At 70.3% G+C, this 19,684-nt stretch carries 21 protein-coding genes; 12 read left to right on the forward strand and 9 right to left on the reverse strand.

Annotation, left to right across the window (positions count from 1 at the left end; genetic code table 11):
• Window positions 1-452 precede the first annotated feature (452 nt).
• Window positions 453-3,965, forward strand: coding sequence for a DNA polymerase III subunit alpha (dnaE, locus tag MFF55_RS11440; protein WP_238244218.1), 3,513 nt, complete (start codon window positions 453-455; stop codon window positions 3,963-3,965).
• 53 nt (window positions 3,966-4,018) lie between these two features.
• Here dnaE and MFF55_RS11445 read toward each other — a convergent pair whose 3' ends face one another.
• Complete coding sequence (locus MFF55_RS11445) at window positions 4,019-4,714, reverse strand: gamma-glutamylcyclotransferase (RefSeq protein WP_238244219.1); 696 nt, start codon at window positions 4,712-4,714, stop codon at window positions 4,019-4,021.
• A gap of 56 nt (window positions 4,715-4,770) precedes the next feature.
• Window positions 4,771-5,187 (reverse strand): hypothetical protein, encoded by a 417-nt coding sequence (locus MFF55_RS11450; protein ID WP_238244220.1) that lies wholly within the window; start codon window positions 5,185-5,187, stop codon window positions 4,771-4,773.
• Between the two features lie 259 nt (window positions 5,188-5,446).
• Here MFF55_RS11450 and recO point away from each other — a divergent pair, with 259 nt between their 5' ends.
• A complete protein-coding gene (gene recO, locus MFF55_RS11455; RefSeq protein WP_238244221.1) occupies window positions 5,447-6,172 on the forward strand; it encodes a DNA repair protein RecO in 726 nt (241 codons plus the stop codon).
• A 60-nt stretch (window positions 6,173-6,232) separates the two neighbouring features.
• The gene (gene parC / locus MFF55_RS11460) at window positions 6,233-8,482 is read left to right on the forward strand and encodes a DNA topoisomerase IV subunit A (protein WP_238244222.1); all 2,250 of its coding nucleotides are present in this window, start codon (window positions 6,233-6,235) and stop codon (window positions 8,480-8,482) included.
• A 182-nt stretch (window positions 8,483-8,664) separates the two neighbouring features.
• Here parC and infA read toward each other — a convergent pair whose 3' ends face one another.
• Window positions 8,665-8,937, reverse strand: a complete 273-nt coding sequence (infA, locus tag MFF55_RS11465; RefSeq protein ID WP_055879197.1) for a translation initiation factor IF-1 — start codon at window positions 8,935-8,937, stop codon at window positions 8,665-8,667.
• Window positions 8,938-9,278: 341 nt separating this feature from the next.
• The gene (locus MFF55_RS11470; protein WP_238244223.1) at window positions 9,279-10,388 is read right to left on the reverse strand and encodes a branched-chain amino acid ABC transporter substrate-binding protein; all 1,110 of its coding nucleotides are present in this window, start codon (window positions 10,386-10,388) and stop codon (window positions 9,279-9,281) included.
• A gap of 178 nt (window positions 10,389-10,566) precedes the next feature.
• Between MFF55_RS11470 and MFF55_RS11475 the strand changes: the two genes are divergently transcribed.
• The 4 genes from MFF55_RS11475 to MFF55_RS11490 are packed head-to-tail and all read left to right on the forward strand — an operon-like array spanning window position 10,567 to window position 13,191.
• The gene (locus tag MFF55_RS11475; protein ID WP_238244354.1) at window positions 10,567-10,890 is read left to right on the forward strand and encodes an XdhC family protein; all 324 of its coding nucleotides are present in this window, start codon (window positions 10,567-10,569) and stop codon (window positions 10,888-10,890) included.
• A 3-nt stretch (window positions 10,891-10,893) separates the two neighbouring features.
• Window positions 10,894-11,589, forward strand: a complete 696-nt coding sequence (locus tag MFF55_RS11480) for an XdhC family protein (RefSeq protein ID WP_238244224.1) — start codon at window positions 10,894-10,896, stop codon at window positions 11,587-11,589.
• Window positions 11,586-12,605, forward strand: coding sequence for a molybdopterin-binding protein (locus tag MFF55_RS11485; protein WP_238244225.1), 1,020 nt, complete (start codon window positions 11,586-11,588; stop codon window positions 12,603-12,605). The genes MFF55_RS11480 and MFF55_RS11485 overlap by 4 nt, the downstream gene beginning before the upstream one ends.
• A complete protein-coding gene (locus MFF55_RS11490; protein WP_238244226.1) occupies window positions 12,598-13,191 on the forward strand; it encodes a nucleotidyltransferase family protein in 594 nt (197 codons plus the stop codon). The genes MFF55_RS11485 and MFF55_RS11490 overlap by 8 nt, the downstream gene beginning before the upstream one ends.
• A gap of 9 nt (window positions 13,192-13,200) precedes the next feature.
• Here MFF55_RS11490 and MFF55_RS11495 read toward each other — a convergent pair whose 3' ends face one another.
• Entirely contained in the window at window positions 13,201-13,371 is a 171-nt protein-coding gene (locus MFF55_RS11495) for a DUF2256 domain-containing protein (RefSeq protein ID WP_238244227.1), read from the reverse strand.
• 86 nt (window positions 13,372-13,457) lie between these two features.
• Between MFF55_RS11495 and MFF55_RS11500 the strand changes: the two genes are divergently transcribed.
• Together MFF55_RS11500 and MFF55_RS11505 are read left to right on the forward strand one after the other, a co-directional pair.
• Entirely contained in the window at window positions 13,458-13,724 is a 267-nt protein-coding gene (locus MFF55_RS11500; protein WP_238244228.1) for a type II toxin-antitoxin system ParD family antitoxin, read from the forward strand.
• On the forward strand, window positions 13,705-14,007 hold the full coding sequence (locus tag MFF55_RS11505; RefSeq protein ID WP_238244229.1) for a type II toxin-antitoxin system RelE/ParE family toxin: 303 nt from the start codon (window positions 13,705-13,707) through the stop codon (window positions 14,005-14,007). Before MFF55_RS11500 ends, MFF55_RS11505 begins: the two co-directional genes overlap by 20 nt.
• Before the next feature lie 12 nt (window positions 14,008-14,019).
• Here the strand turns inward: MFF55_RS11505 and MFF55_RS11510 are convergent, their stop codons facing one another.
• Window positions 14,020-14,883: a formyltransferase family protein gene (locus MFF55_RS11510; RefSeq protein WP_238244230.1), complete on the reverse strand. Its 864-nt coding sequence runs from the start codon at window positions 14,881-14,883 to the stop codon at window positions 14,020-14,022.
• A gap of 137 nt (window positions 14,884-15,020) precedes the next feature.
• Here MFF55_RS11510 and MFF55_RS11515 point away from each other — a divergent pair, with 137 nt between their 5' ends.
• Window positions 15,021-15,755: an SDR family NAD(P)-dependent oxidoreductase gene (locus MFF55_RS11515; RefSeq protein WP_238244231.1), complete on the forward strand. Its 735-nt coding sequence runs from the start codon at window positions 15,021-15,023 to the stop codon at window positions 15,753-15,755.
• Complete coding sequence (locus MFF55_RS11520; protein WP_238244232.1) at window positions 15,752-17,338, forward strand: cryptochrome/photolyase family protein; 1,587 nt, start codon at window positions 15,752-15,754, stop codon at window positions 17,336-17,338. Before MFF55_RS11515 ends, MFF55_RS11520 begins: the two co-directional genes overlap by 4 nt.
• Before the next feature lie 158 nt (window positions 17,339-17,496).
• Here the strand turns inward: MFF55_RS11520 and bcsS are convergent, their stop codons facing one another.
• Both bcsS and MFF55_RS27140 read right to left on the reverse strand, forming a co-directional pair.
• Complete coding sequence (gene bcsS, locus MFF55_RS27135; RefSeq protein ID WP_238244233.1) at window positions 17,497-17,898, reverse strand: cellulose biosynthesis protein BcsS; 402 nt, start codon at window positions 17,896-17,898, stop codon at window positions 17,497-17,499.
• Between the two features lie 3 nt (window positions 17,899-17,901).
• Window positions 17,902-18,186 carry a cellulose biosynthesis protein BcsS gene (locus MFF55_RS27140; RefSeq protein WP_238244234.1) on the reverse strand — a complete coding sequence of 95 codons (285 nt, stop codon included), beginning with the start codon at window positions 18,184-18,186 and terminating at the stop codon, window positions 17,902-17,904.
• Window positions 18,187-18,551: 365 nt separating this feature from the next.
• Between MFF55_RS27140 and moaB the strand changes: the two genes are divergently transcribed.
• Window positions 18,552-19,103 (forward strand): molybdenum cofactor biosynthesis protein B, encoded by a 552-nt coding sequence (gene moaB / locus MFF55_RS11535; protein WP_238244235.1) that lies wholly within the window; start codon window positions 18,552-18,554, stop codon window positions 19,101-19,103.
• On the opposite strand, the gene MFF55_RS11540 is transcribed toward moaB, so the two are convergent.
• Window positions 19,104-19,625: a hypothetical protein gene (locus MFF55_RS11540; protein WP_238244236.1), complete on the reverse strand. Its 522-nt coding sequence runs from the start codon at window positions 19,623-19,625 to the stop codon at window positions 19,104-19,106.
• Window positions 19,626-19,684: the final 59 nt, after the last annotated feature.

Consider the following 19,684-nt stretch of genomic DNA (forward strand, 5'->3'; position numbering starts at 1 on the left):
TCATTCCGGGGCGCCGTAGGCGAACCCGGAATCCATAACCGCTGGCAGCCTTCCAGCTTGCGGCGTCAGCGGCTCTGGATTCCGGGCTCTGCTACGCAGCCCCGGGATGACAAAGGAGGGTCAGAGACCGACGAGCGCCAGTCCTGGCATTGGCGCACCCTTACGGATCCTTAACCACGGTCGAAGACCGCGAGACGTACCCGCTTTACTCAGAACAAAACAAGAACAACACTGCCTCCATCAACAGGAGGCGCACAGGATGTTCAAGCAGGTCCTTCTCACCGGCATGGTTGAACTCACGGCCTTCGGGATTCTCGCCAGCGCCTTCGCGCTCTGGGCGGTGGCTCTAGCCCCGCTTCGTTAGCGTCGCGTGAAGGACACTCTCCACAGCCAATCGTTCCTGTGGAGGTCTTCTTAATGGACGGGCAAGGCCGACTCGCGATCCTGCGGGGATGGCGCGCATCCTCAAAGACCCCGGCTTCGTCCACCTCCACGTCCACTCCTCCTACTCGCTCCTGGAGGGTGCCCTCACGATCAAGGCGATCGCCGAGGCGGCCGCCGCGGACCGACAGCCGGCCCTGGCGCTGACCGACACCAACAACCTGTTCGGGGCGCTGGAGTTCTCCGAGAAGGCCGCGGGGCTCGGCATCCAGCCGATCGCGGGCATCCAGCTCTCCGTCGCCTTCGAGACGCCGGAGCCGATGGCGCGCACGGCGCAGGTCGGAACCGCGAACGTGGTGGTCCTGGCGCAGGACGAGGCCGGCTACCGGAACTTGCTGCGGCTGGCGAGCCGGGCCTATTTCGACGTCCCCCTTGGGGAGCCGCCGCGCCTGACGGTGGAAGCCCTGGCGGAATCCGCCGAGGGGCTGATCGCACTCACGGGGGGCACCACGGGCCCCCTCGACGCCGCCTTCCGGGCCGGCCGGCCCGAACTCGCCCTCGCCCGGCTGAAGCGGTTGAAGGCAGCCTTCGGCGAGAACAACCTCTATATCGAGGTGATGCGCCACGCCCTGGAGGACGAGCGCGTCATCGAGGCCGAGCTGCTGCGCCTGGCCGCCGGGCACGGCCTCTCTGTCGTCGCGACGAACGAGCCGTTCTTCGCGACCAAGGGCGATTACGACGCCCATGACGCGCTGCTCGCCATCGCGGAGGGCCGTCTCGTCTCGGACGAGCGCCGGCGGCGGCTGACCCCGCGCCACGCCTTCGCGACGCGGGCGGAGATGGCGGCCCTGTTCCGCGACCTGCCCGACGCGCTCAGCGCCAGCGTCGAGATCGCAATGCGCTGCGCCTACCGGGTGCGCACCCGCAAGCCGATCCTGCCGAATTTCGGCGTCGTGGCCGCCCGCGACGCGGCAACCGACATTGCCCAGGCCTCGAACGCGGTAGTGGAAGCCATCGCCACCGACGAGCCGGGCGAGCTGCGCCGCCAGGCGCTGGCCGGGCTCGAACTGCGGCTCGCCCAGCACGGGCCGGCGCCGGGCATGACGGAGGCGGTCTACCGCGAGCGCCTGGCTTTCGAGCTCGACGTCATCGTCGGCATGAAGTTCCCGGGCTACTTCCTGATCGTCTCCGACTTCATCAAATGGGCCAAGGACCACGACATCCCGGTCGGCCCCGGCCGCGGCTCTGGCGCGGGCTCGCTCGTCGCCTACGCGCTGCTCATCACCGACCTCGACCCGCTCCGCTTCGGCCTGCTCTTCGAGCGCTTCCTCAACCCCGAGCGCGTCTCGATGCCGGATTTCGACATCGATTTCTGCGTCGAGGGCCGCGAGCGCGTGATCGAGTACGTCCAGAGCCGCTACGGCGAGGCGCAGGTCGCGCAGATCATCACCTTCGGCACGCTCCAGGCCCGCGGCGTGCTGCGCGACGTCGGCCGCGTCCTGGAGATGCCCTACGGTCAGGTCGACAAGCTGACCAAGCTGGTGCCGCAGAACCCGGCGAACCCCGTCTCGCTCACCCAGGCCATCGAGGGCGAGCCGAAGCTCCAGAGCGCGATCGCCGAGGAGCCCATCGTCGCCCGCCTGATGAACATCGCCAAGAAGCTCGAGGGGCTGCACCGCCACGCCTCGACCCATGCCGCCGGCGTCGTCATCGGCGACCGCCCGATCGAGGAGCTGGTGCCGCTCTACCGCGACCCGAAGACGGGCATGCGGGTGACCCAGTTCAACATGAAGTGGGTCGAGGCGGCCGGCCTCGTGAAGTTCGATTTCTTGGGATTGAAGACGCTCACGATGCTCCGGTGCTGCACCGACCTGCTCAAGCAGCGCGGCATCGAGGTCGATCTCGCCAGCCTGCCTCTCGACGATCCCAGGACCTACGAGCCGATGAAGCGCGGCGAGACGGTCGGCATCTTCCAGGTGGAATCGGCGGGCATGCGCAAGGCGCTGGTCGAGATGCAGGCCGACCGCTTCGAGGACATCATCGCGCTCGTCGCCCTCTACCGCCCGGGCCCGATGGCCAACATCCCCGTCTATTGCGAGCGCAAGCTCGGCCGCGACGAGGAGGGCAAGGCCGCCTGGTACCCGCACCCGAAGCTGGAGCTGATCCTCGCCGAGACCTACGGCATCATCGTCTACCAGGAGCAGGTGATGGAGATCGCCAAGCTGCTCGCCGGCTACTCGCTGGGCGAGGCCGACATGCTCCGGCGCGCGATGGGCAAGAAGATCCGCGCCGAGATGGACGCCCAGCGCGCCCGCTTCGTGAAGGGCTGCACCGAGCGCGAGCTGTCGGAGGCCAAGGCCAACGAGATCTTCGACCTGCTCGCCAAGTTCGCCGATTACGGCTTCAACAAGAGCCACGCGGCGGCCTATGCGCTGCTGACCTACCAGACCGCCTACCTGAAGGCGAACTATCCGGTCGAGTTCCTTGCCGCGGCGATGACGCTCGACATCGACGTCACCGACAAGCTCGCCGAGTTCCGGCAGGACGCCCAGCGCCTCGGGATCACCGTGGAGCCGCCCTCGATCAACACCTCCGGCGTCAGCTTCGAGGTGCATGACGGCCGCATCGGCTACGCGCTCGCCGCGATCAAGGGTGTCGGTCGCGCGGCCGTAGAGTCGATCGTCGAGGCGCGCGGGAACAAGCCCTATGGCGACCTCGCCTGCCTTGCCCGCCGCCTGAACCCGCGCATGGTCAACAAGCGGACGCTCGAGAACCTCGTCGCGGCGGGCGCCCTCGACGCGATCGAGCCGGACCGGGCGCGGGCGAGTGCGGCGGTCGAACCCATGATGAAGCTCGCCCAAGGCGCGGCCGAGGCCGAGAGCACCGGCATCGCCGACATGTTCGGCGGCGTGGTCGCGGCCGGCATCGCGTTGCGAGTGCCGCCCTACGAGCCCTGGCCCATGGCCGAGACCCTGCGCAAGGAATACGACGCCATCGGCTTCTTCCTCTCCGGCCATCCGCTCGACGAGTACGGCGACATGCTCGCCAAGCTCCGGGTCCAGACCTGGTCGGAGTTCTGCCGGGCGGTGCGGGCCGGCACGACCTCGGTCGGTCGCGTCGCGGCCTCGGTGCTCGACCGCTACGAGCGCCGCACCAAGAACGGCAACAAGCTCGGCATCGTGAACCTCTCCGACCAGACCGGTCACTTCGAGGCGATCATCTTCCAGGAGGGCCTCGGCCAGTACCGCGACATCCTCGAACCCGGCCGTCCCCTCGTGCTGCAGCTGCAGGCGAGCCTGGAGGGCGAGGACGTGCGGGCCCGCATCCAGACCGCCGAACCCCTCGACGAGGCGGTCGCCCGCCATCAGAAGGGCATGCGCGTCTACCTGCGCGACGAGCGCCCGATCGGCTCGGTGCAGCAGCGCCTGCAGGTGCGCGGCGAGGGCGAGGTCTCCCTGATCCTGATCCTCGACGGCGGCGACCGCGAGGTCGAGGTCAAGCTGCCGGGCCGCTACCAGGCCAGCCCGCAGATCGCAGGCGCGATCCGGGCGGTGCCGGGGGTGGTGCAGGTCGAGGTGAACTGAGGGGCGCGAACCCTCTCCCCTGTGCGGGGGAGGGATGCTCGCGGAGGTTGCGATCATCCCTGCGGGCTCGCCGCCTCGCGCAGGCATTCAGCCACCAGCGCCTGCAGGCGCCACAGGTGGCGGTCGTGGATGCCGAGTTCGGCGCAGGCCGCCACGGTGTGGAAGAGGTAGCTCGCGCTGGGCCCGAGATGCCCGCATCCGGTGGCGATCATCTCCGCCGTGGCGGCGTCGCTCAGGCGCCCCGTGTAGCGGTCGCTGCTCCGGTTGGCGACGAAGGTCAGGGCCGGGACCGGACCGGCCGCCGTCGAGACCAGGACCCAGCGGCCCTCGTAGCCGCTCCCGCGCATCTCGCGGCGCCAGACCGGCATCAGGACGGACCGCGCGTCGCTCCCCTCGATGCGGAAGGCGACGCCCCGGCAGGAGCCGCCGCGGTCGAGAGCGAGCACGAGGCCCGGCCGCCGGGGCGAGCCGCGGAAGCGCCGCTGCAGGAGGCAGAACCGCCGATGGTAGCCGCGCAGGGTCGCGACCCGCTGCTCGGCCACCGCGAATTCCGGCTGCCAGATCAGCGAGCCGTAGCCGAAGACCCAGAGCGGCAGGGCAGGCTCCGCCCTCGCGGCGAGCATTCGGTCGAGGCCCTGCTCCAGGACGTAATCCGGTTGGAGCGCGAGGGCGGTCGGATCATCGGGAACGGGGGTGGGATGGGCGCGTGCGATAAGGTCGAGGCTGAGCGCGAGAGTGTGGGACTTCATGGCCGCATCGGATCATCGCAGGCCTGCCGCTGGCAAGTCTCTCCCAGGCAGGCCCATCAGCCGGCGCGGTTGCCCAATGCGTTGAGTTCCGGGAACGGCTCGGTGCGGTGGCCTTCGCAGACCTCGTCCTCGTTCGCGACGATGCTGAGCCGCTCCGTCCCCTTCTCCTCGCGGATCACCACCTTCGGCCGCTCCGGCTTGAACAGCGAGCGTCCCTTCATCCGGCTCGTGACGCAGTAGAGGATGCGGCCGCCATCCTCGAAGAAGGGCGTGATCCGGCTGTGCTCGAAACGCACCGGCAGCAGCGAGACCGATCCGAATTGCACCTGCGTGAGGGCGAGCGCGGCGATGCGCTCCCGGAAGGTGGTCGGCGGCGTGGCGGTCGCGGTGGCCGGCACGCCGGCCCGCATGCAGCCGGAAAGGGTAAGCAGCGCAACGCCGAGAAGCAGCATCGGCGGGCGGCGGACAGGCATGGGCGCGCGAATCTCCGTAGGGATTGCACGCTGTCGTTGCGCCCCTCGCAGTTGAAGGGCGGAGGGTCGGCCTCGCCATCAGATCAACAGGGAATGTCGACAGCCCTTGATCGTCATTCCGGGGCCCGCGTGAGCGGAGCCTGTCCTCGGACCGGCCGAAAACCAGATCCGGGGGGAGCCCCGGAATGACGAAACGGAGTCGCAAGGCACCCCATCCCGCACCGCTGAAATCCAACCCACGAGTCGCTATCTTGTCCCCATGCAATGGACGGATGACGGCCTGGTCCTCGGCCTTCGGCGGCACGGCGAGACGGGGGTCATCCTGGAGCTGATGACGGCCGACCATGGCCGGCATCTCGGCCTCCTCCACGGCGGCCGCTCCCGCCGGATGCAGCCGATGCTCCAGCCCGGCAACCGCGTCCGCGCCACCTGGCGGGCCCGCATCGACGAGGGTCTCGGCTCGTTCGCCGTCGAACCCCTCGACCTCGTCTCCGCGCGGCTGATGGGCTCCGGGCTCGCCCTCTACGGGATCGGGCATATGGGCGGCCTGCTGCGTCTCCTGCCCGAGCGCGACCCCCATCCCGGGCTCTACGCGGCGGCGCGCGTCCTCGTGGAGCATCTGCACGATGCGGCGATCGCACCGGCCCTGATGGTGCGGTTCGAGCTGGCGATCCTGTCCGAGCTCGGCTTCGGCCTCGATCTCGGCGCCTGCGCGGCCACGGGCGCCAACGACTCGCTGATCTACGTTTCGCCGCGCAGCGGGCGCGCGGTCAGCGCGTCAGCCGGCGAACCCTATCGCGACCGGCTCCTGCCGCTCCCGGCCTTCCTCAGGGAACCGGGCCGGGGCCCGGAGCCCGGCGACGTGGCGAAGGGATTTACCTTGACGGGGTATTTCCTCGACCAGCACATCTGGGGTCCGCGCGCGCTGGCGCCGCCCGAGGAGCGGACACGATTCGTCGCACTCGGTTCGGCGGCGGAGCCCTGATGTTCATGTTATGTTTCACGTGAAACATTCCACTCGGAAACACCCGCACCGGAGGTCCTGATGGGCCAAGCCTTCGATCCGCCCGATGGCGGCGACATCGAGAGCGTCGAGCTGAAGGCCGCGCTGGAAGAGCGCTATCTCGCCTACGCCCTCTCGACGATCATGCATCGGGCGCTTCCCGACGCCCGGGACGGCCTCAAGCCGGTGCATCGGCGCATCCTGTTCGCCATGCGGCTCCTGAAGCTCGACCCAGCCTCGGCCTTCAAGAAATGCGCGCGCATCGTCGGCGACGTGATCGGCAAGTACCATCCCCACGGCGATACGGCGGCCTACGACGCCCTGGTGCGCATGGCCCAGGACTTCTCGCAGCGCTATCCGCTCGTCGACGGCCAGGGCAATTTCGGCAACATCGACGGCGATAACCCGGCCGCCCAGCGCTACACCGAAGCGCGGATGACGGAGGTCGCCCGCCTCCTGCTGGAGGGGCTCGACGACGATTCCGTGGACTTCCGGCCGAACTACGACGGCCAGGAGGAGGAGCCGATCGTCCTGCCGGCGGCCTTCCCGAACCTGCTCGCCAACGGCTCGCAGGGCATCGCGGTCGGCATGGCGACCTCGATCCCGCCGCACAACGCGGCCGAGCTCTGCGACGCCGCCCTCTACCTGATCAGCCATCCGGCCGCGACCTCCGAACAGCTCTGCAAGCTCTGCGTGCAGGGTCCCGACTTCCCGACCGGCGGTATCCTGATCGACGGCGCGGATGCGATCGCGGAGGCCTACCGCACGGGGCGCGGCGCCTTCCGCGTGCGCGCCCGCTGGGCCAAGGAGGATCTGGGCCGGGGCACCTGGAACATCGTCGTCACGGAGATCCCCTACGGTGTGCCCAAGGCCCGCCTCATCGAGAAGCTCGCCGAGCTTCTCCAGGAGCGCAAGCTGCCGCTCCTGGCCGACATCCGCGATGAATCGGCCGAGGACGTGCGCGTGGTGCTGGAGCCGCGCTCGCGCAGCGTCGATCCGGTCATCCTGATGGAGTCGCTCTTCCGGCTCACCGAGCTCGAGGCGCGCATCCCGCTCAACATGAACGTGCTGGTCGGCGGGCTGGTACCCCGCGTGATCGGGCTGGCCGAAGCGCTCCGTGAATGGCTCGACCACCGTCGCGTCGTGCTTCAGCGCCGCTCGCGCCACCGCCTGGGCCAGATCGAGCGGCGGCTCGAGATCCTGGGCGGGCTGCTCATCGTCTATCTCGATCTCGACGAGGTCATCCGGATCATCCGCGAGGAGGACGAGCCGAAATCCGCCCTCATGGCGCGGTTCGAACTGACCGAGCTTCAGGCCAACGCCATCCTCGACACCCGCCTGCGCTCCCTGCGCAAGCTCGAGGAGATGGAGCTGAAGCGCGAACTCGACGCCCTGACCAAGGAGAAGGAGGGCATCGAGGAGCTGCTCGGCTCGGAGCCCGCGCAGTGGAAGTCGATCACCGGGCAGATCCGGGCGGTGAAGAAGACCTTCGGGCCCGAGACCAAGCTCGGCCGCCGCCGCACCACCCTGGAGAACCCGCCCGACACCGCGGGCATCGACTTTACCGCCGCGATGGTGGAGCGCGAGCCGATCACGGTGATCGTCTCGAACAAGGGCTGGGTCCGGGCGCTCAAGGGCCACGTTGCCGACCTCTCCACCGTCACCTTCAAGGGCGACGACGGCCTCAAGCTCGGTTTCCCGAGCGAGACGACGGCGAAGGTCCTGGTGCTCGCCTCGAACGGCAAGGTCTTCACCCTCGACGCCTCGAAGCTTCCCGGCGGGCGCGGCTTCGGCGACCCGATCCGGCTCATGGTCGATTTCGACGACGGCACCGAGATCGTGGCCGCCCTCCCCTATCAGCCGGGCGCCAAGCTTCTGATCGCGGGTTCCGACGGGCGCGGCTTCCTGGCGCCGGCCGACGCGCTCGTGGCCAACACCCGCAAGGGCAAGGGCATCATCGGCCTCGACGCCCCCGCGCAGGCGATCCTGCTGGTCCCGGGCACGGGCGACCACGTCGCCGTGTGCAGCGCCGACCGGCTGCTCCTCGTCTTCCCCGTCTCGGAACTGCCCGAACTTGTGCGCGGCAAGGGCGTGCGGCTCCAGCGCTGCCGCCAGAGCACGCTGGCGGACGCTTACGTGTTCAATCTCGCGGAAGGTCTGCCGTGGCGGGACAGCGGCGGGCAGTCCCGGCTGGCGAACGCGGCGCTCCTTGAGAAGTGGATGGGCCACCGGGCCGAGGCCGGCACGCTGATGACCCGGAGCTTTCCGAAGTTCGAGCGGTTCGGGAGGTGAGACATCCGGACCGCTGCGCTCGTCGTGTCAGCTAGGCTTGTCATTCCGGGGCTGCGGAGCAGAGCCCGGAACCCAGAGCCGCTGGCGCGGCAAGCTTAAGCGCTGTCGGCGACTCTGGGTTCCGGGCTCGCCTTCGGCGCCCCGGAATGACAAAGGTGAGCGGACGAAAATAAACGCCGCGCTCAGCGCCGGCGGAACTGGCCGCGGATCGGCGGGCGGGGACCGGCGGAGCGCTCGTCCTTGTGGCGGAACACGAGGCGGCCCTTCTCCAGGTCGTAGGGCGACATCTCGACGGTGACGCGGTCGCCGGCCAAGGTCTTGATGCGGTTCTTCTTCATCTTGCCGGCCGTGTAGGCCACGATCTCGTGGCCCTGATCCAGCTGCACGCGGTAGCGCGCATCGGGCAGGATCTCGATCACGAGACCGTCGAACTGCATCAACTCTTCTTTCGCCATTCACCATCTCCAGCCGGACCGCCTGAACGAGGCGTTCCGGGACACCGCAATCGGCCCGTTGTCGCAAAACGCTGAGGGGGTGCGGGTCCGATCCGATCGGATGCGCATCGCCGGCGAGCGTGCCGTGGACATAATGTTCGCCACGTATCGGCGCAAGCTTTTCCCGCCTTTCATCCAGACTCTTCGACTACGACAGGGGGCGAGACGATCGATCCGCCAGGATTCGGCGAGTGTCGGAGTCGCCCGATGTTCCAGGAAGGCTTGCGCTGATATTCGCGGGTCCTGCCGCCTGATGCGTGACGGTCGCCGCTTCGCCCTTCCGCGAGCCCGACGGATCGGCGTCAGGGCGGGAGGAGGTTGCCGGCATAATCGATCCGGCCGTCGGGGGTCCGCTTCCAGACATGGAGGGCATAGCCCGACCGAAGCATGTCGCCGTTCGCGTCGTAGGCGACCTCGCCGATCGCGGTGGCGACCGGCGCGCCGCCGCGGAGGAAGGCGGCGACCTTGCGGCCCTCCGCCGACCGGGCTCCGGCGACGCCTCGGGCCAGCACCTCCACGGCGGCGTAGGTCTGCGCGGCGAAGGCCTCCGCCTCCGGCGGGCGCGGCGCCCTGGCGGGTGCACCCTTCGGCTCTGGTAGGCGCCGCGGCTCGGGCGCCAGGGTCATGGCGGTGCCCTCGGCGCCCGATCCCGCGATGCGGGGGAATTCCTTGTCGAGGAGGCCGTCGCTGCCGACGAGCGGCGCGTCGAGGCCCGCCTCCCGCATCGCGCGGACGAGCAGGCCGGCCTCCGGAGCGAAGCCGCCGAAATAGACGATTTCGATCCGGGCCTGCCGCAGCTTGGCGGCAAGCGCCGCGTAGTCCCGCTCGCCGCGATCGAGGGGCTCGAAGGCGATCTCGGGGGTACCGGCGGCCTTCAGGACGCGCGCCACCCCGTCGGCGAGGCCGCGCCCGAAGGCAGACTTGTCGTGAACCAGTGCGATCCGGCGGTCGCGGTAGCGGTCCGCCAGGTGGCGTCCCGCGATCGTCCCCTGCTCGGCGTCGCTGCCGCAGGTGCGGAACACGTTCCAGAGGCCGCGGCCGGTCAGCGGCGCCCAGGTCGCGCCGGGCGTGACCGCGACGATGCCCGCCTCCTCGTAGACCGGAAAGGCCAGCGCCGCGGCCGCCGAGCCCAGCGGCCCGACGACGAGGGTGACGCGCTCGGCGGCGAATTTCCTCGCCACCGCGACGCTCTGCTTGCCCTCGCCGGCATCGTCGGCGACCACGAGGACGAGACGCTGACCGTTCGCGCCGCCGCCGCGATTAAGGTCCGCCACCGCCTGCTCGGCGGCCGCGCGCATGCCCTGCCCGAAGGCGGCGTCCGGCCCCGTGAGCGGCGCCGACAGGCCGATCTTCACCTGCGCCTCGGCAACGGAGGCTGCGAGCGCCAGGGCGGCCGCGAGGATCAGTCTCATGCGGGTTCCATCGGATCGGGACGCCGCCCTGAATACCCCTCCCCGTCCGGTGCGGGAAGTCACACGGCGCAACGGAAAGCCGGGCCGCCGCATTGCCCAGCCCGACCCGGCACCTACCTGCGCGATAAGCAATCGGCGGTCCCGGCCGATGATGCGCATGGCAGCCGCGGAGGTCCCGATGCTCTCGAGCGACGACGACATCCTCACCGCCGCGGAGGCCTGGCGCCGGGGCGGCCGCCCCGTCGCGCTCGCCACCGTTGTCGAGACCTGGGGCTCGGCGCCGCGGCCCGTGGGCAGTCACCTCGTCGTCGACGGCGAGGGCAATTTCCTCGGCTCTGTCTCCGGAGGCTGCGTCGAGGGCGCGGTGATCACCGAGGGGCTCGAGGCCATCGCGGACGGGCGTTCCCGCGTCGTCGAGTTCGGCGTCGCCGACGAGACGGCCTGGCGGGTCGGCCTCTCCTGCGGCGGCCGCATCCGGGTTCTCGTCGAGCGGATCGACTGAGCGATGCGGCTCGAAGACCTGCGCCTCCTCAACGAAGAGCGGAGTGCCCGCCGCGCCGCGATCCTCGTCACCGAACTCGGCGGCGAGGGCCGGCGCGTGGTGCGCGAGGCGGAGATCGTCGGCGATCCCCTGGCCGAGCACCTGGCGCGCGCGCTCCGCTCGGGCAAGAGCGGCCTCGTCGAGGCCGACGGCCGTCCCGTCTTCCTCACCGTGCAGGTGCCGCCCGTGCGCCTCGTCGTCATCGGGGCGGTGCATATCAGCCAGGCCCTTTGCCCGATGGCGGCGGCGCTCGACCTCGGCGTGAGCGTGATCGACCCGCGGACCGCCTTCGCGACGCCGGAGCGCTTCCCCGGCATCGACCTCGTCGCCGCGTGGCCGGACGAGGCCTTTTCGGGCCCGCTGCCGCCGCTCGACCGCTACTGCGCGCTCGTCGCCCTCACCCACGATCCGAAGATCGACGATCCCGGGCTCGTCGCGGCCCTGCGGGCGGAGTGCTTCTATGTCGGCGCCCTGGGCTCCCGGAAGACCCATGCCGCTCGTGTGGAGCGCCTGTCGGGGGCGGGGCTCTCCGCGGACGCCATCGGGCGCATCGCCGCGCCCATCGGCCTCGACATCGGCGCGGTGAGCCCGGCCGAGATCGCGGTCTCGATCCTGGCCCAGATCGTCGCGCGGCGGCGTTCCGGGGACGCGGCGCGGTGAAGTTCGGCCGCGTCGCGACGCGCGAGGCCGCGGGCCGGATCGCCGCCCATGGCGTCCGCACGGACGGCGTCACCCTGCGCAAGGGACAGCGCATCGAAGCGGCGGACGCCCTGCGCCTCGACCAAGCCGGCCATCATGCCCTCGTCGCCGCGACGCTGGAGCCCGGCGATGTCGGCGAGGACGAGGCCGCCGCGGATCTCGCCGAGCGTATCGCCGGAGCGAACCTGCGCTGCGCACCGCCCTTCACGGGCCGCTGCAACATCCATAGCGGGGTGGCCGGCGTGCTCCTGGTGGAGCGCGGCGCCGTCGATGCGATCAACGGCGTCGACGAAGCGATCACGCTGGCCACGCTCCCGCCCTTCAAGCCGGTCGTTCCGGGCGAGATGGTCGCGACGGTCAAGATCATCCCCTACGCCGTCCCGAGGGAGAGCCTGGCGCGGGCCTCGTCCGTCGCGCCGGACCCGGCGCTTTCCATCGCCCCCTATCGCCGACGTCGCGTCGGCGTGATCTCGACGATGCTGCCGGGCCTCAAGGAGGCCACCGTCGCCAAGACGCTGCGGGTGCTGGCGCAGCGCCTCGAGCCGACCGGCGCCGCGATCGCCGCCGACTTCCGGACCGCCCATGACGCGGCGTCGGTCGCGGAGGCCCTCCAGGAGGCCCGCGCCGCCTGCGACCTCGTCGTGATCTTCGGCGCCTCGGCCATCGCCGACCGGCGCGACGTGATCCCGATGGGCATCGAGGCGGCCGGCGGGCAGGTCGACCATCTCGGCATGCCGGTGGACCCGGGCAACCTCCTCCTCCTAGGCCGGCTCGGCGACGTGCCCGTGATCGGCGCGCCGGGCTGCGCCCGTTCGCCCAAGGAGAACGGGTTCGATTGGGTGCTCCACCGCCTGCTCGCCGGCCTCGCCGTGACGCGATCCGACGTCACGGCGCTCGGCGTCGGGGGGCTCCTCATGGAGATCGTCTCCCGGCCGCAGCCGCGCTCCGGCGGAGACCCGGCGGACGAGGATGCCTGATATCGGCATCGTCCTGCTCGCGGCCGGACGCGGCACGCGCTTCGGTCCCGAGCCGAAGCTGCTGGTCCGGCTCGACGGCAAGCCCCTGGTGCGCCACGCCGCGGAGGCGGCGCTCGCCTCGCGCCTGCGCCCCATCGTCGTGGTGCTCGGCGCCCATGGCGGAGCGGTTCGCGGCGCGCTCGCCGGCCTCGACCTCGGCTTCGTCGAGAATTCCGCCTACGCGGAGGGTCTCTCCACCTCCCTGCGCCTCGGCCTCGGCCATCTGCCTGAGCGCTGCGCCGGCGCCGTCGTGCTGCTCGGCGACATGCCGCTGATCCGGGCCGACCACCTCGACCGGCTGGCGGACGCGTTCCGGGCCGAGCCGCACCACGCCGCCGTCGTTCCAGTGGCAGGCGGGCGGCGCGGCAACCCTGTCCTCCTGAACCGGGCGACGCTCGCTCCGGCCCTGGCATTCCTGTCGGGCGATCGCGGTGCCGGGCCGCTGCTCGCGGGTCGCGACGACATCCGCGAGCTGGAGATGGACGAGGCGGTGGCCCGGGACGTCGATACGCTCGAAGCCCTGGCGGCGCTCGCTCCGAAACCCTGACGTCGTCGCTCAACCGTTCTCGCGAGGCTCGCCGCCGCGCTTCGCCTCGGCCCGGCATCGATCCGAGCAGTAGCGGACCTCCTCCCAGACGCGCTCCCACTTCTTGCGCCAGGCAAAGGGCTTCCCGCACTGCGCGCAGAGCTTTGTCGGCAGATCGCCCTTCTTGCGCATCCGTGCCATCAGCGCCCTTTCGTCCGCACAGCTTCGGCATAGGAAAATTTGTGAAATTCGCTTATCGTGTCGACGCTCAGGAAGCGAGGTACGACATGGCGACGATGACGGTGTCCCTTCCTGGCCCGATGAAGGATTGGGTCGAGCAGCAGATCGAGACCGGCGCCTATGCGAGCTCCAGCGACTACGTTCGCGACCTGATCCGACGCGATCGTGAGCGCCGCGACCAAGCGATGACCCTCGATGAGCTGAGGCAGCTCGTTGCCGATGCCCGGGCGAGCGGCGAAAGCGACGAGTCGGTCGGAGCCATCTTCGATCGGGCCAAGGCGATCATCCGCTCGCGTGGCGTTCCACGTGGCTAGGTATCGACTGACACGTCGGGCGGAGAACGATCTGCTCGACATCTTTCTCTTCGGTCTCGAGCAGTTCGGCGATGTGCAGGCGCAGCGCTACCAAGCCGGCTTCGAGGAGTGCTTCCGGATGCTCGCCGAGAATCCTCTCCTCGGGCGCTCCGCTCATGCGATCGCCCCGGCGCTTCGTCGCCACGAACACGGAAGCCACGTGGTACTCTATGAACAGGACGCCGACGGCATCCTGATCGTCGCCGTGCTCTACGGTCGGAGCCTGCGTGGCTTGACCGTGTGACGGTCGCGCTTTCTACCGCCCGAGATGCCCCGCCTCCGCCAGCGCGACCGGGCTCCAGCGGGTGATCTGCACGTAGCCGTCCCGGGCCGCGACCAGGAGGTTGCGGCGGTAGCGGTGGACCACCGTGCCGGGCGCGTGGCGGTGTACCTCGGTCCAGCCGCCGGCTTCCGCGACGTAGACCCGGCTGTCCCCCAGCTTGGCGATGGTCTCGACCGCCCCGAAGGCGCGCACCCGGCGCAGCACGGCCTCGACGCCGGTGCGGAAATCCAGGGTGCGGTCGGCGTCGCTGACGCGGCGCCAATAGGACCCCTCCCCCTGCGGCTCGGCCCTGCCCCAGCGGGCGGGCAGTTCGCGCGCGATCGGGCCGGAGGCGAGCCGGCGGGCCGCCATCTGGCACTTGGCGAGCAGGGTCTCGTGCGTCTCGTGTCCGGTGATCGGGAAGAGGTCGCGAGCCAGGACGTCGCCCGTGTCGAACCCCTCCGCGAGGACATGGGCGCTCACCCCCCAGCTCTCGTGCCCGTCGGCGATCGCCTGGAATAGGGGATAGGGGCCGCGCCCGATCGGCAGGGGCGAGGGATGGATGTTGAGGGCGTGCGCGGCCCGCCCGCGCCAGCCCGTCACGAGCCAGGGATAGCCGGCGACGACGAGGCTCCAGTCGCGGCCGTGGTCGCCCGCCAGGGCGTCGATGTCAGCCGGCTTCATCCGGGAGAGCTGGATCGGCACGCGGTGCCGGCGGGCCTGGCCGACCACCGCCTCGTTGAAGTCGTAGATGCCGTCGCAGGGCCGCGTGAACAGCTTGATCGGCGTCCAGCCCGCCTCGACCAGGGCGTCGAACACGCCGCCGAGGAAATCGATGCCGGCGAAGGCGAACTTCATGACGCTGGCCTCTTCGGGCGGATGGTCGCGTGCGACGCCAGGGACGTGGATGTCCCCGCCGTGACCGCTCCACGGTGGCTCCGCCTGCCTTACCTATCCGATCCGAGGCCCGATGCGAGCGGGTAATGGGAGCGTCCATGAAGCGGGTGGTGATCTATGGCGGGACCGGCGGCATCGGCCTCGCGACGGCCCGCGCCCTGCGGAACCGGGGCTTCGCCTTGCACCTGGCGGCCCGCGATGGGGCCAAGCTCCAAGAGGCTGCCGCCTCGCTCGGCGAGACCACCACGAGCGCCGGCGACGTGACGGATCCCGGGTTCTTCGCCGAGGTGGCCGAGGCCGCGGGCGATTCCCTGGCTGGGCTCGTCTACGCGGTCGGGACCATCAACCTGCGGCCGCTCGGCAAGCTGACGGCCGACGACCTGACCTCGGACTTCCGGATCAACGCGCTCGGCGCCTTCCTCGCCATCCAGGCGAGCGCGAGGGCCCTGAGGGCGGGCGCGGGCGAGGCGGGGGCCGGAATCGTGCTGTTCTCGACGGTGGCGGCCGCGCAGGGGTTTCCCGCTCACGCCTCCATCGCCATGGCCAAGGGGGCGGTCGAAGGCCTCGCCGTGTCGCTGGCGGCCGAGCTCGCGCCGCAGGTCCGGATCAACGTCGTGGCGCCCTCGCTGACGCGGACGCCGCTCGCAGCTGCGATTACCGCCAACGAGGGGCTGAGCTCGGGGATCGCCGCCATGCACGCGCTCCAGCGCCTCGGCACGCCGGAGGACATCGCTGGGCTCGCCGCCTTCCTGGTCTCGGAGGAGGCCGGCTGGATCACCGGGCAGGTGATCGGCGTCGACGGCGGCCGCTCGATGCTGCGCACCAAGGGATGACCGCGCCACGCGCCTTGCGCTTCGTCCTCGGCGACCAGCTCACGCGGCGGGTCTCGTCGCTGGTCGATCTCGACCCGGAGCGCGACGTCGTCCTCATCGTCGAGGTCCAGGCCGAGGCGACCTACGTCCGCCACCACAAGCAGAAGATCGCCTTCCTGTTCTCGGCGATGCGCCACTTCGCGGCCGAGCTCGAGACGGAGGGGATCGCGGTCGACTACGTGCGCCTCGACGCGGCGGGCAATACCGGCTCCTTCACCGGGGAGCTCGAGCGGGCGGTCGCCCGCCACCGCCCCGCCCGGGTCGTCGTGACGGAGCCCGGCGAGTGGCGGGTCTGGGAGATGATGCAGGCCTGGCGCGAGGAGCTCCCCGTGCCGGTCGAGATCCGCGAGGACAACCGCTTCCTCTGCCCCCGCGGCGACTTCGTCCGCTGGGCCGAGGGGCGCCATGCCCTGCGCATGGAGACCTTCTACCGCGGCATGCGCCGGCGCACCGGGCTCCTGATGGAAGGCTCGGAGCCGATCGGCGGCCGCTGGAACTTCGATCACGACAACCGCAAGCGCCTGCCCAAGGGCCATCGCCCGCCCGAGCGGCGCGGCTTCGCGCCGGACGCGGTCACGCGGGAGGTGCTGGCACTGGTGGCCGCGCGCTTCGCGGACCATTTCGGCGATCTCGACGGCTTCGCCTGGCCGGTCACGAGGGCGAACGCGCTGACCGCGCTCGGCCATTTCCTTCAGGATTGCCTTCCGTCCTTCGGCGATTACCAGGACGCGATGAAGGAGGGAGAGCCCTTCCTCTACCACGCGCTCATCGCGCCGGCGCTGAATGCCGGCCTGCTGACGGCCGAGGAGGTCTGCGCCGCCGCCGAGCGGGCCTACAAGGAAGGCACGGCGCCCCTCCACTGCGTCGAGGGCTTCATCCGCCAGATCCTGGGCTGGCGCGAATACGTTCGCGGCCTCTACTGGGCCCGGATGCCGGACTATGCGCGAACCAACGCGCTCGGCGCCGGCCGCGACCTGCCCTGGTTCTACTGGTCCGCCGAGACCCCGATGAACTGCCTGGCCCATTGCGTGCGCGACACGCGGGCCCATGCCTACGCGCACCACATCCAGCGCCTGATGGTGACGGGCAACTTCGCGCTGCTCGCCGGCATCGATCCGGCCCAGGTCGAGGAATGGTACCTCGTCGTCTACGCCGACGCCTACGAATGGGTGGAGTTGCCCAACGTCCACGGCATGGTGCTCTGGGCCGATGGTGGCGTGATGGGCTCGAAGCCCTACGCGGCCTCGGGCGCCTATATCGACCGGATGTCCGATTACTGCTCCGGCTGCAGCTACGACGTGAAGGCGAAGACCGGTCCGAAGGCCTGCCCGTTCAACTATCTCTACTGGAACTTCCTGATCGAGAACGAGGAGCGCCTGAGCGGCAACCCGCGCATGGCGATGCCCTATCGGACGCTCGCCGGCATGGACCCGAAGCGGAGGGCCGGCATCATCGCCGACGCCTCGCGGTTTCTCGATAGCTTGAGCGCTGAGCCGGAGAACGGACGGGAGCAGGGTCGGCTCGCGCTCGAAGTGCCGGCCTAGCGTCGGCCGCTGCTGCAATGGCGCGTCAGAGGGTGACCTCTTGGCGTGACCTCTTCGAGAAAGTCGTTCTCCCACCCACGCTTGTCATTCCGGGACTGCGAAGCAGGGCCTGGAATGACAAGGGGCTGCCGGACCGATCCGGTGGGTTGAAACCGCCTTCACCAGGGCATCCAGGCCGACACCGCCACGTAGGGACTGCCCCGCGCCGTCTGCGTCTCAATGAGGTACCCGCCCGAGATCCTGAAGCGGACGTCCCCCCAGGCGATGTCGGTGGCGTGAAGCCCGAAGCTGAGCTTCCGGTAACCCGTGCCGTCGGCGTAGAGGGCGATCTCGGGACCGAGATAGATGCCCTCGATCCGGTCGCCGTAGGCGAGCCGGCCCCAGACGTCGCCGCGGGCGGAGCCGAGGATCAGCGTCGCGTTGAGGAGCGTCGTTTCGCTCGGCCGCGCCCAGACCTCCCCGTGCAGCCGGAGACCGAAGCGAGCCGGAAGGGCGCGCGTGCCGCAGCCGCAGGAGAGCGCCTCGACGGAGCCTTCGGGGCCCGCATAGGCGGCGACCACGCCTCAATCGTGAAACCACTGGTAGCCGACGAGCGCGGCGCCGAGCCCCGTGATCCGCATCGCCGTGGTCGGCACGCCGTTCGCCGCGACAGGGCCACGCTCCGAGCGGGCGCCGGCGCCGCCGCTCGCGAGGATTGCAAAGCCCTCGCGGTCGACGCCGCCCGGGGCGAGCTTCACTCCGGCCGTCGCGAAGACCGCGGGGCTCGCATCGAGGCTCCCGAAGATCAGCGCCGATACAGGGTTCTCCGAGGAAAGGCAGGTCGCGGTGCTGGAGAGAAGAAGGGCCATGCCCGCCAAGGCGTCGCGAAGGCGTGGAGCGCACCCGAGGTTGCAGACGAACGGCATGAGGCGAACGGCGTTAAGACAACGTTCACCAAGAAGAAGATGAAACCGGAGATTGTAGAAGACGGTTGGAACGGTTCTCCTGCGCTAAATTTCAACCGAAACTGCATCATGGCACGCGGACTCCTGCCAAACGGACCATTTCTATACTTCAAGTTCAATAAATTAACCTGAGGTGCAAGTACGATCGGCGTCATGGTCTTGTGTCCCAGGCTCGGCCGCGATTTCACGCGCCGCCCCCGCCGCCCGATTCCCCTTCGCCGGCGCTTGCTCTAAGCCAGGCGCGTTCCCGTTCCACGAGGCATCGTCCGATGGTTGCCGCCGACAAGACCCGCGCCTTCGTCCCCCTGGCCATCGCCGTGCTGACGGTGTCCGACACGCGGACGCTCGAAGAGGATCGCTCCGGCGACACCCTGGCCCAGCGCCTCACCGATGGTGGGCATCGGCTCGCCGCCCGCACCATCGTCGCGGACGAGGTCGAGGCCATCCGCGGCCAGGTGGAGGCCTGGACGCGCGATCCCGCGATCGACGTCGTGATCACCACGGGCGGCACGGGATTCACCGGGCGCGACGTGACGCCGGAGGCGATCGAGCCGCTCTTCGAGAAGCGCATGGACGGCTTCTCGGCGGTGTTCCACCGAATCTCCTTCGACAAGATCGGGACCTCGACCCTGCAATCGCGGGCCACCGCCGGCCTCATCCACGCGACCTACGTCTTCGTGCTGCCGGGCTCGCCGGGCGCCTGCCGCGACGCCTGGGACGGCATCCTCGCCGCGCAGCTCGATTACCGCCATCGCCCCTGCAACTTCGTCGAGATCATGCCGCGCCTCGACGAGCACCTGCGCCGCGGCGCCTCGGGCTGATCAGGCCCGGTCGATCCGCGCCGGGACAAGGCGGGGCCGCAGGCGGGGCGTGAAGACCGGCCCGGCGAGGAGGCGCTCCCGCCTGACGAGGTCGCCGACGCGAGGCGAGCGGGTGCCGATGACCGTCTCGCCACGGGCCGCGATCCGGCTCGGCAGGCCGGCATGGGGTCGGCGCAGGCGGCCGAGCACCACCTCCGGCCGGGCCGTTCCGATGAAACGGTCGAGGACGCGAATCCAACCCTCGGCGAGGATGTCGCCGGCCTCGAGGCAGAGCACCCAGTCCCGCCGCGCCTCCCGGGCCGCCGCTGCCCAGGCCGTGGCGCCGCGACCGTGGATGACGAACTTGGCGCCCGTCGCCTCGGCGACGGTATCCAGCGCGGTGCTCTGCGCCGGCGCGACGATGACCGCATCGCCCACGACGCCGGCCGCGACGCCGGCGACGAGGGTCGCGAGGGTGTCGGCGAGGGCATCGACCGCGGCGGGATCGCCCGGTTTCGCCACGTGGATCAAGGCGGAGATCATGCGCGCGCATACCGCATTTTCCGGCCCTGAAAACCCGACGTGCCGCCGCGTCGGGCCGG

Origin of the sequence: Methylobacterium iners, assembly GCF_022179305.1 — a bacterium.
Classification (GTDB): domain Bacteria; phylum Pseudomonadota; class Alphaproteobacteria; order Rhizobiales; family Beijerinckiaceae; genus Methylobacterium; species Methylobacterium iners.

Coding starts and splice junctions, on each gene's coding strand:
- dnaE (WP_238244218.1), top strand. CDS start 453: ATGGCGCGCATCCTCAAAGACCCCGGCTTCGTCCACCTCCACGTCCAC.
- MFF55_RS11445 (WP_238244219.1), bottom strand. CDS start 4,714: ATGAAGTCCCACACTCTCGCGCTCAGCCTCGACCTTATCGCACGCGCC.
- MFF55_RS11450 (WP_238244220.1), bottom strand. CDS start 5,187: ATGCCTGTCCGCCGCCCGCCGATGCTGCTTCTCGGCGTTGCGCTGCTT.
- recO (WP_238244221.1), top strand. CDS start 5,447: ATGCAATGGACGGATGACGGCCTGGTCCTCGGCCTTCGGCGGCACGGC.
- parC (WP_238244222.1), top strand. CDS start 6,233: ATGGGCCAAGCCTTCGATCCGCCCGATGGCGGCGACATCGAGAGCGTC.
- infA (WP_055879197.1), bottom strand. CDS start 8,937: ATGGCGAAAGAAGAGTTGATGCAGTTCGACGGTCTCGTGATCGAGATC.
- MFF55_RS11470 (WP_238244223.1), bottom strand. CDS start 10,388: ATGAGACTGATCCTCGCGGCCGCCCTGGCGCTCGCAGCCTCCGTTGCC.
- MFF55_RS11475 (WP_238244354.1), top strand. CDS start 10,567: ATGCTCTCGAGCGACGACGACATCCTCACCGCCGCGGAGGCCTGGCGC.
- MFF55_RS11480 (WP_238244224.1), top strand. CDS start 10,894: ATGCGGCTCGAAGACCTGCGCCTCCTCAACGAAGAGCGGAGTGCCCGC.
- MFF55_RS11490 (WP_238244226.1), top strand. CDS start 12,598: ATGCCTGATATCGGCATCGTCCTGCTCGCGGCCGGACGCGGCACGCGC.
- MFF55_RS11495 (WP_238244227.1), bottom strand. CDS start 13,371: ATGGCACGGATGCGCAAGAAGGGCGATCTGCCGACAAAGCTCTGCGCG.
- MFF55_RS11500 (WP_238244228.1), top strand. CDS start 13,458: ATGGCGACGATGACGGTGTCCCTTCCTGGCCCGATGAAGGATTGGGTC.
- MFF55_RS11510 (WP_238244230.1), bottom strand. CDS start 14,883: ATGAAGTTCGCCTTCGCCGGCATCGATTTCCTCGGCGGCGTGTTCGAC.
- MFF55_RS11515 (WP_238244231.1), top strand. CDS start 15,021: ATGAAGCGGGTGGTGATCTATGGCGGGACCGGCGGCATCGGCCTCGCG.
- MFF55_RS11520 (WP_238244232.1), top strand. CDS start 15,752: ATGACCGCGCCACGCGCCTTGCGCTTCGTCCTCGGCGACCAGCTCACG.
- MFF55_RS27140 (WP_238244234.1), bottom strand. CDS start 18,186: ATGGCCCTTCTTCTCTCCAGCACCGCGACCTGCCTTTCCTCGGAGAAC.
- moaB (WP_238244235.1), top strand. CDS start 18,552: ATGGTTGCCGCCGACAAGACCCGCGCCTTCGTCCCCCTGGCCATCGCC.
- MFF55_RS11540 (WP_238244236.1), bottom strand. CDS start 19,625: ATGATCTCCGCCTTGATCCACGTGGCGAAACCGGGCGATCCCGCCGCG.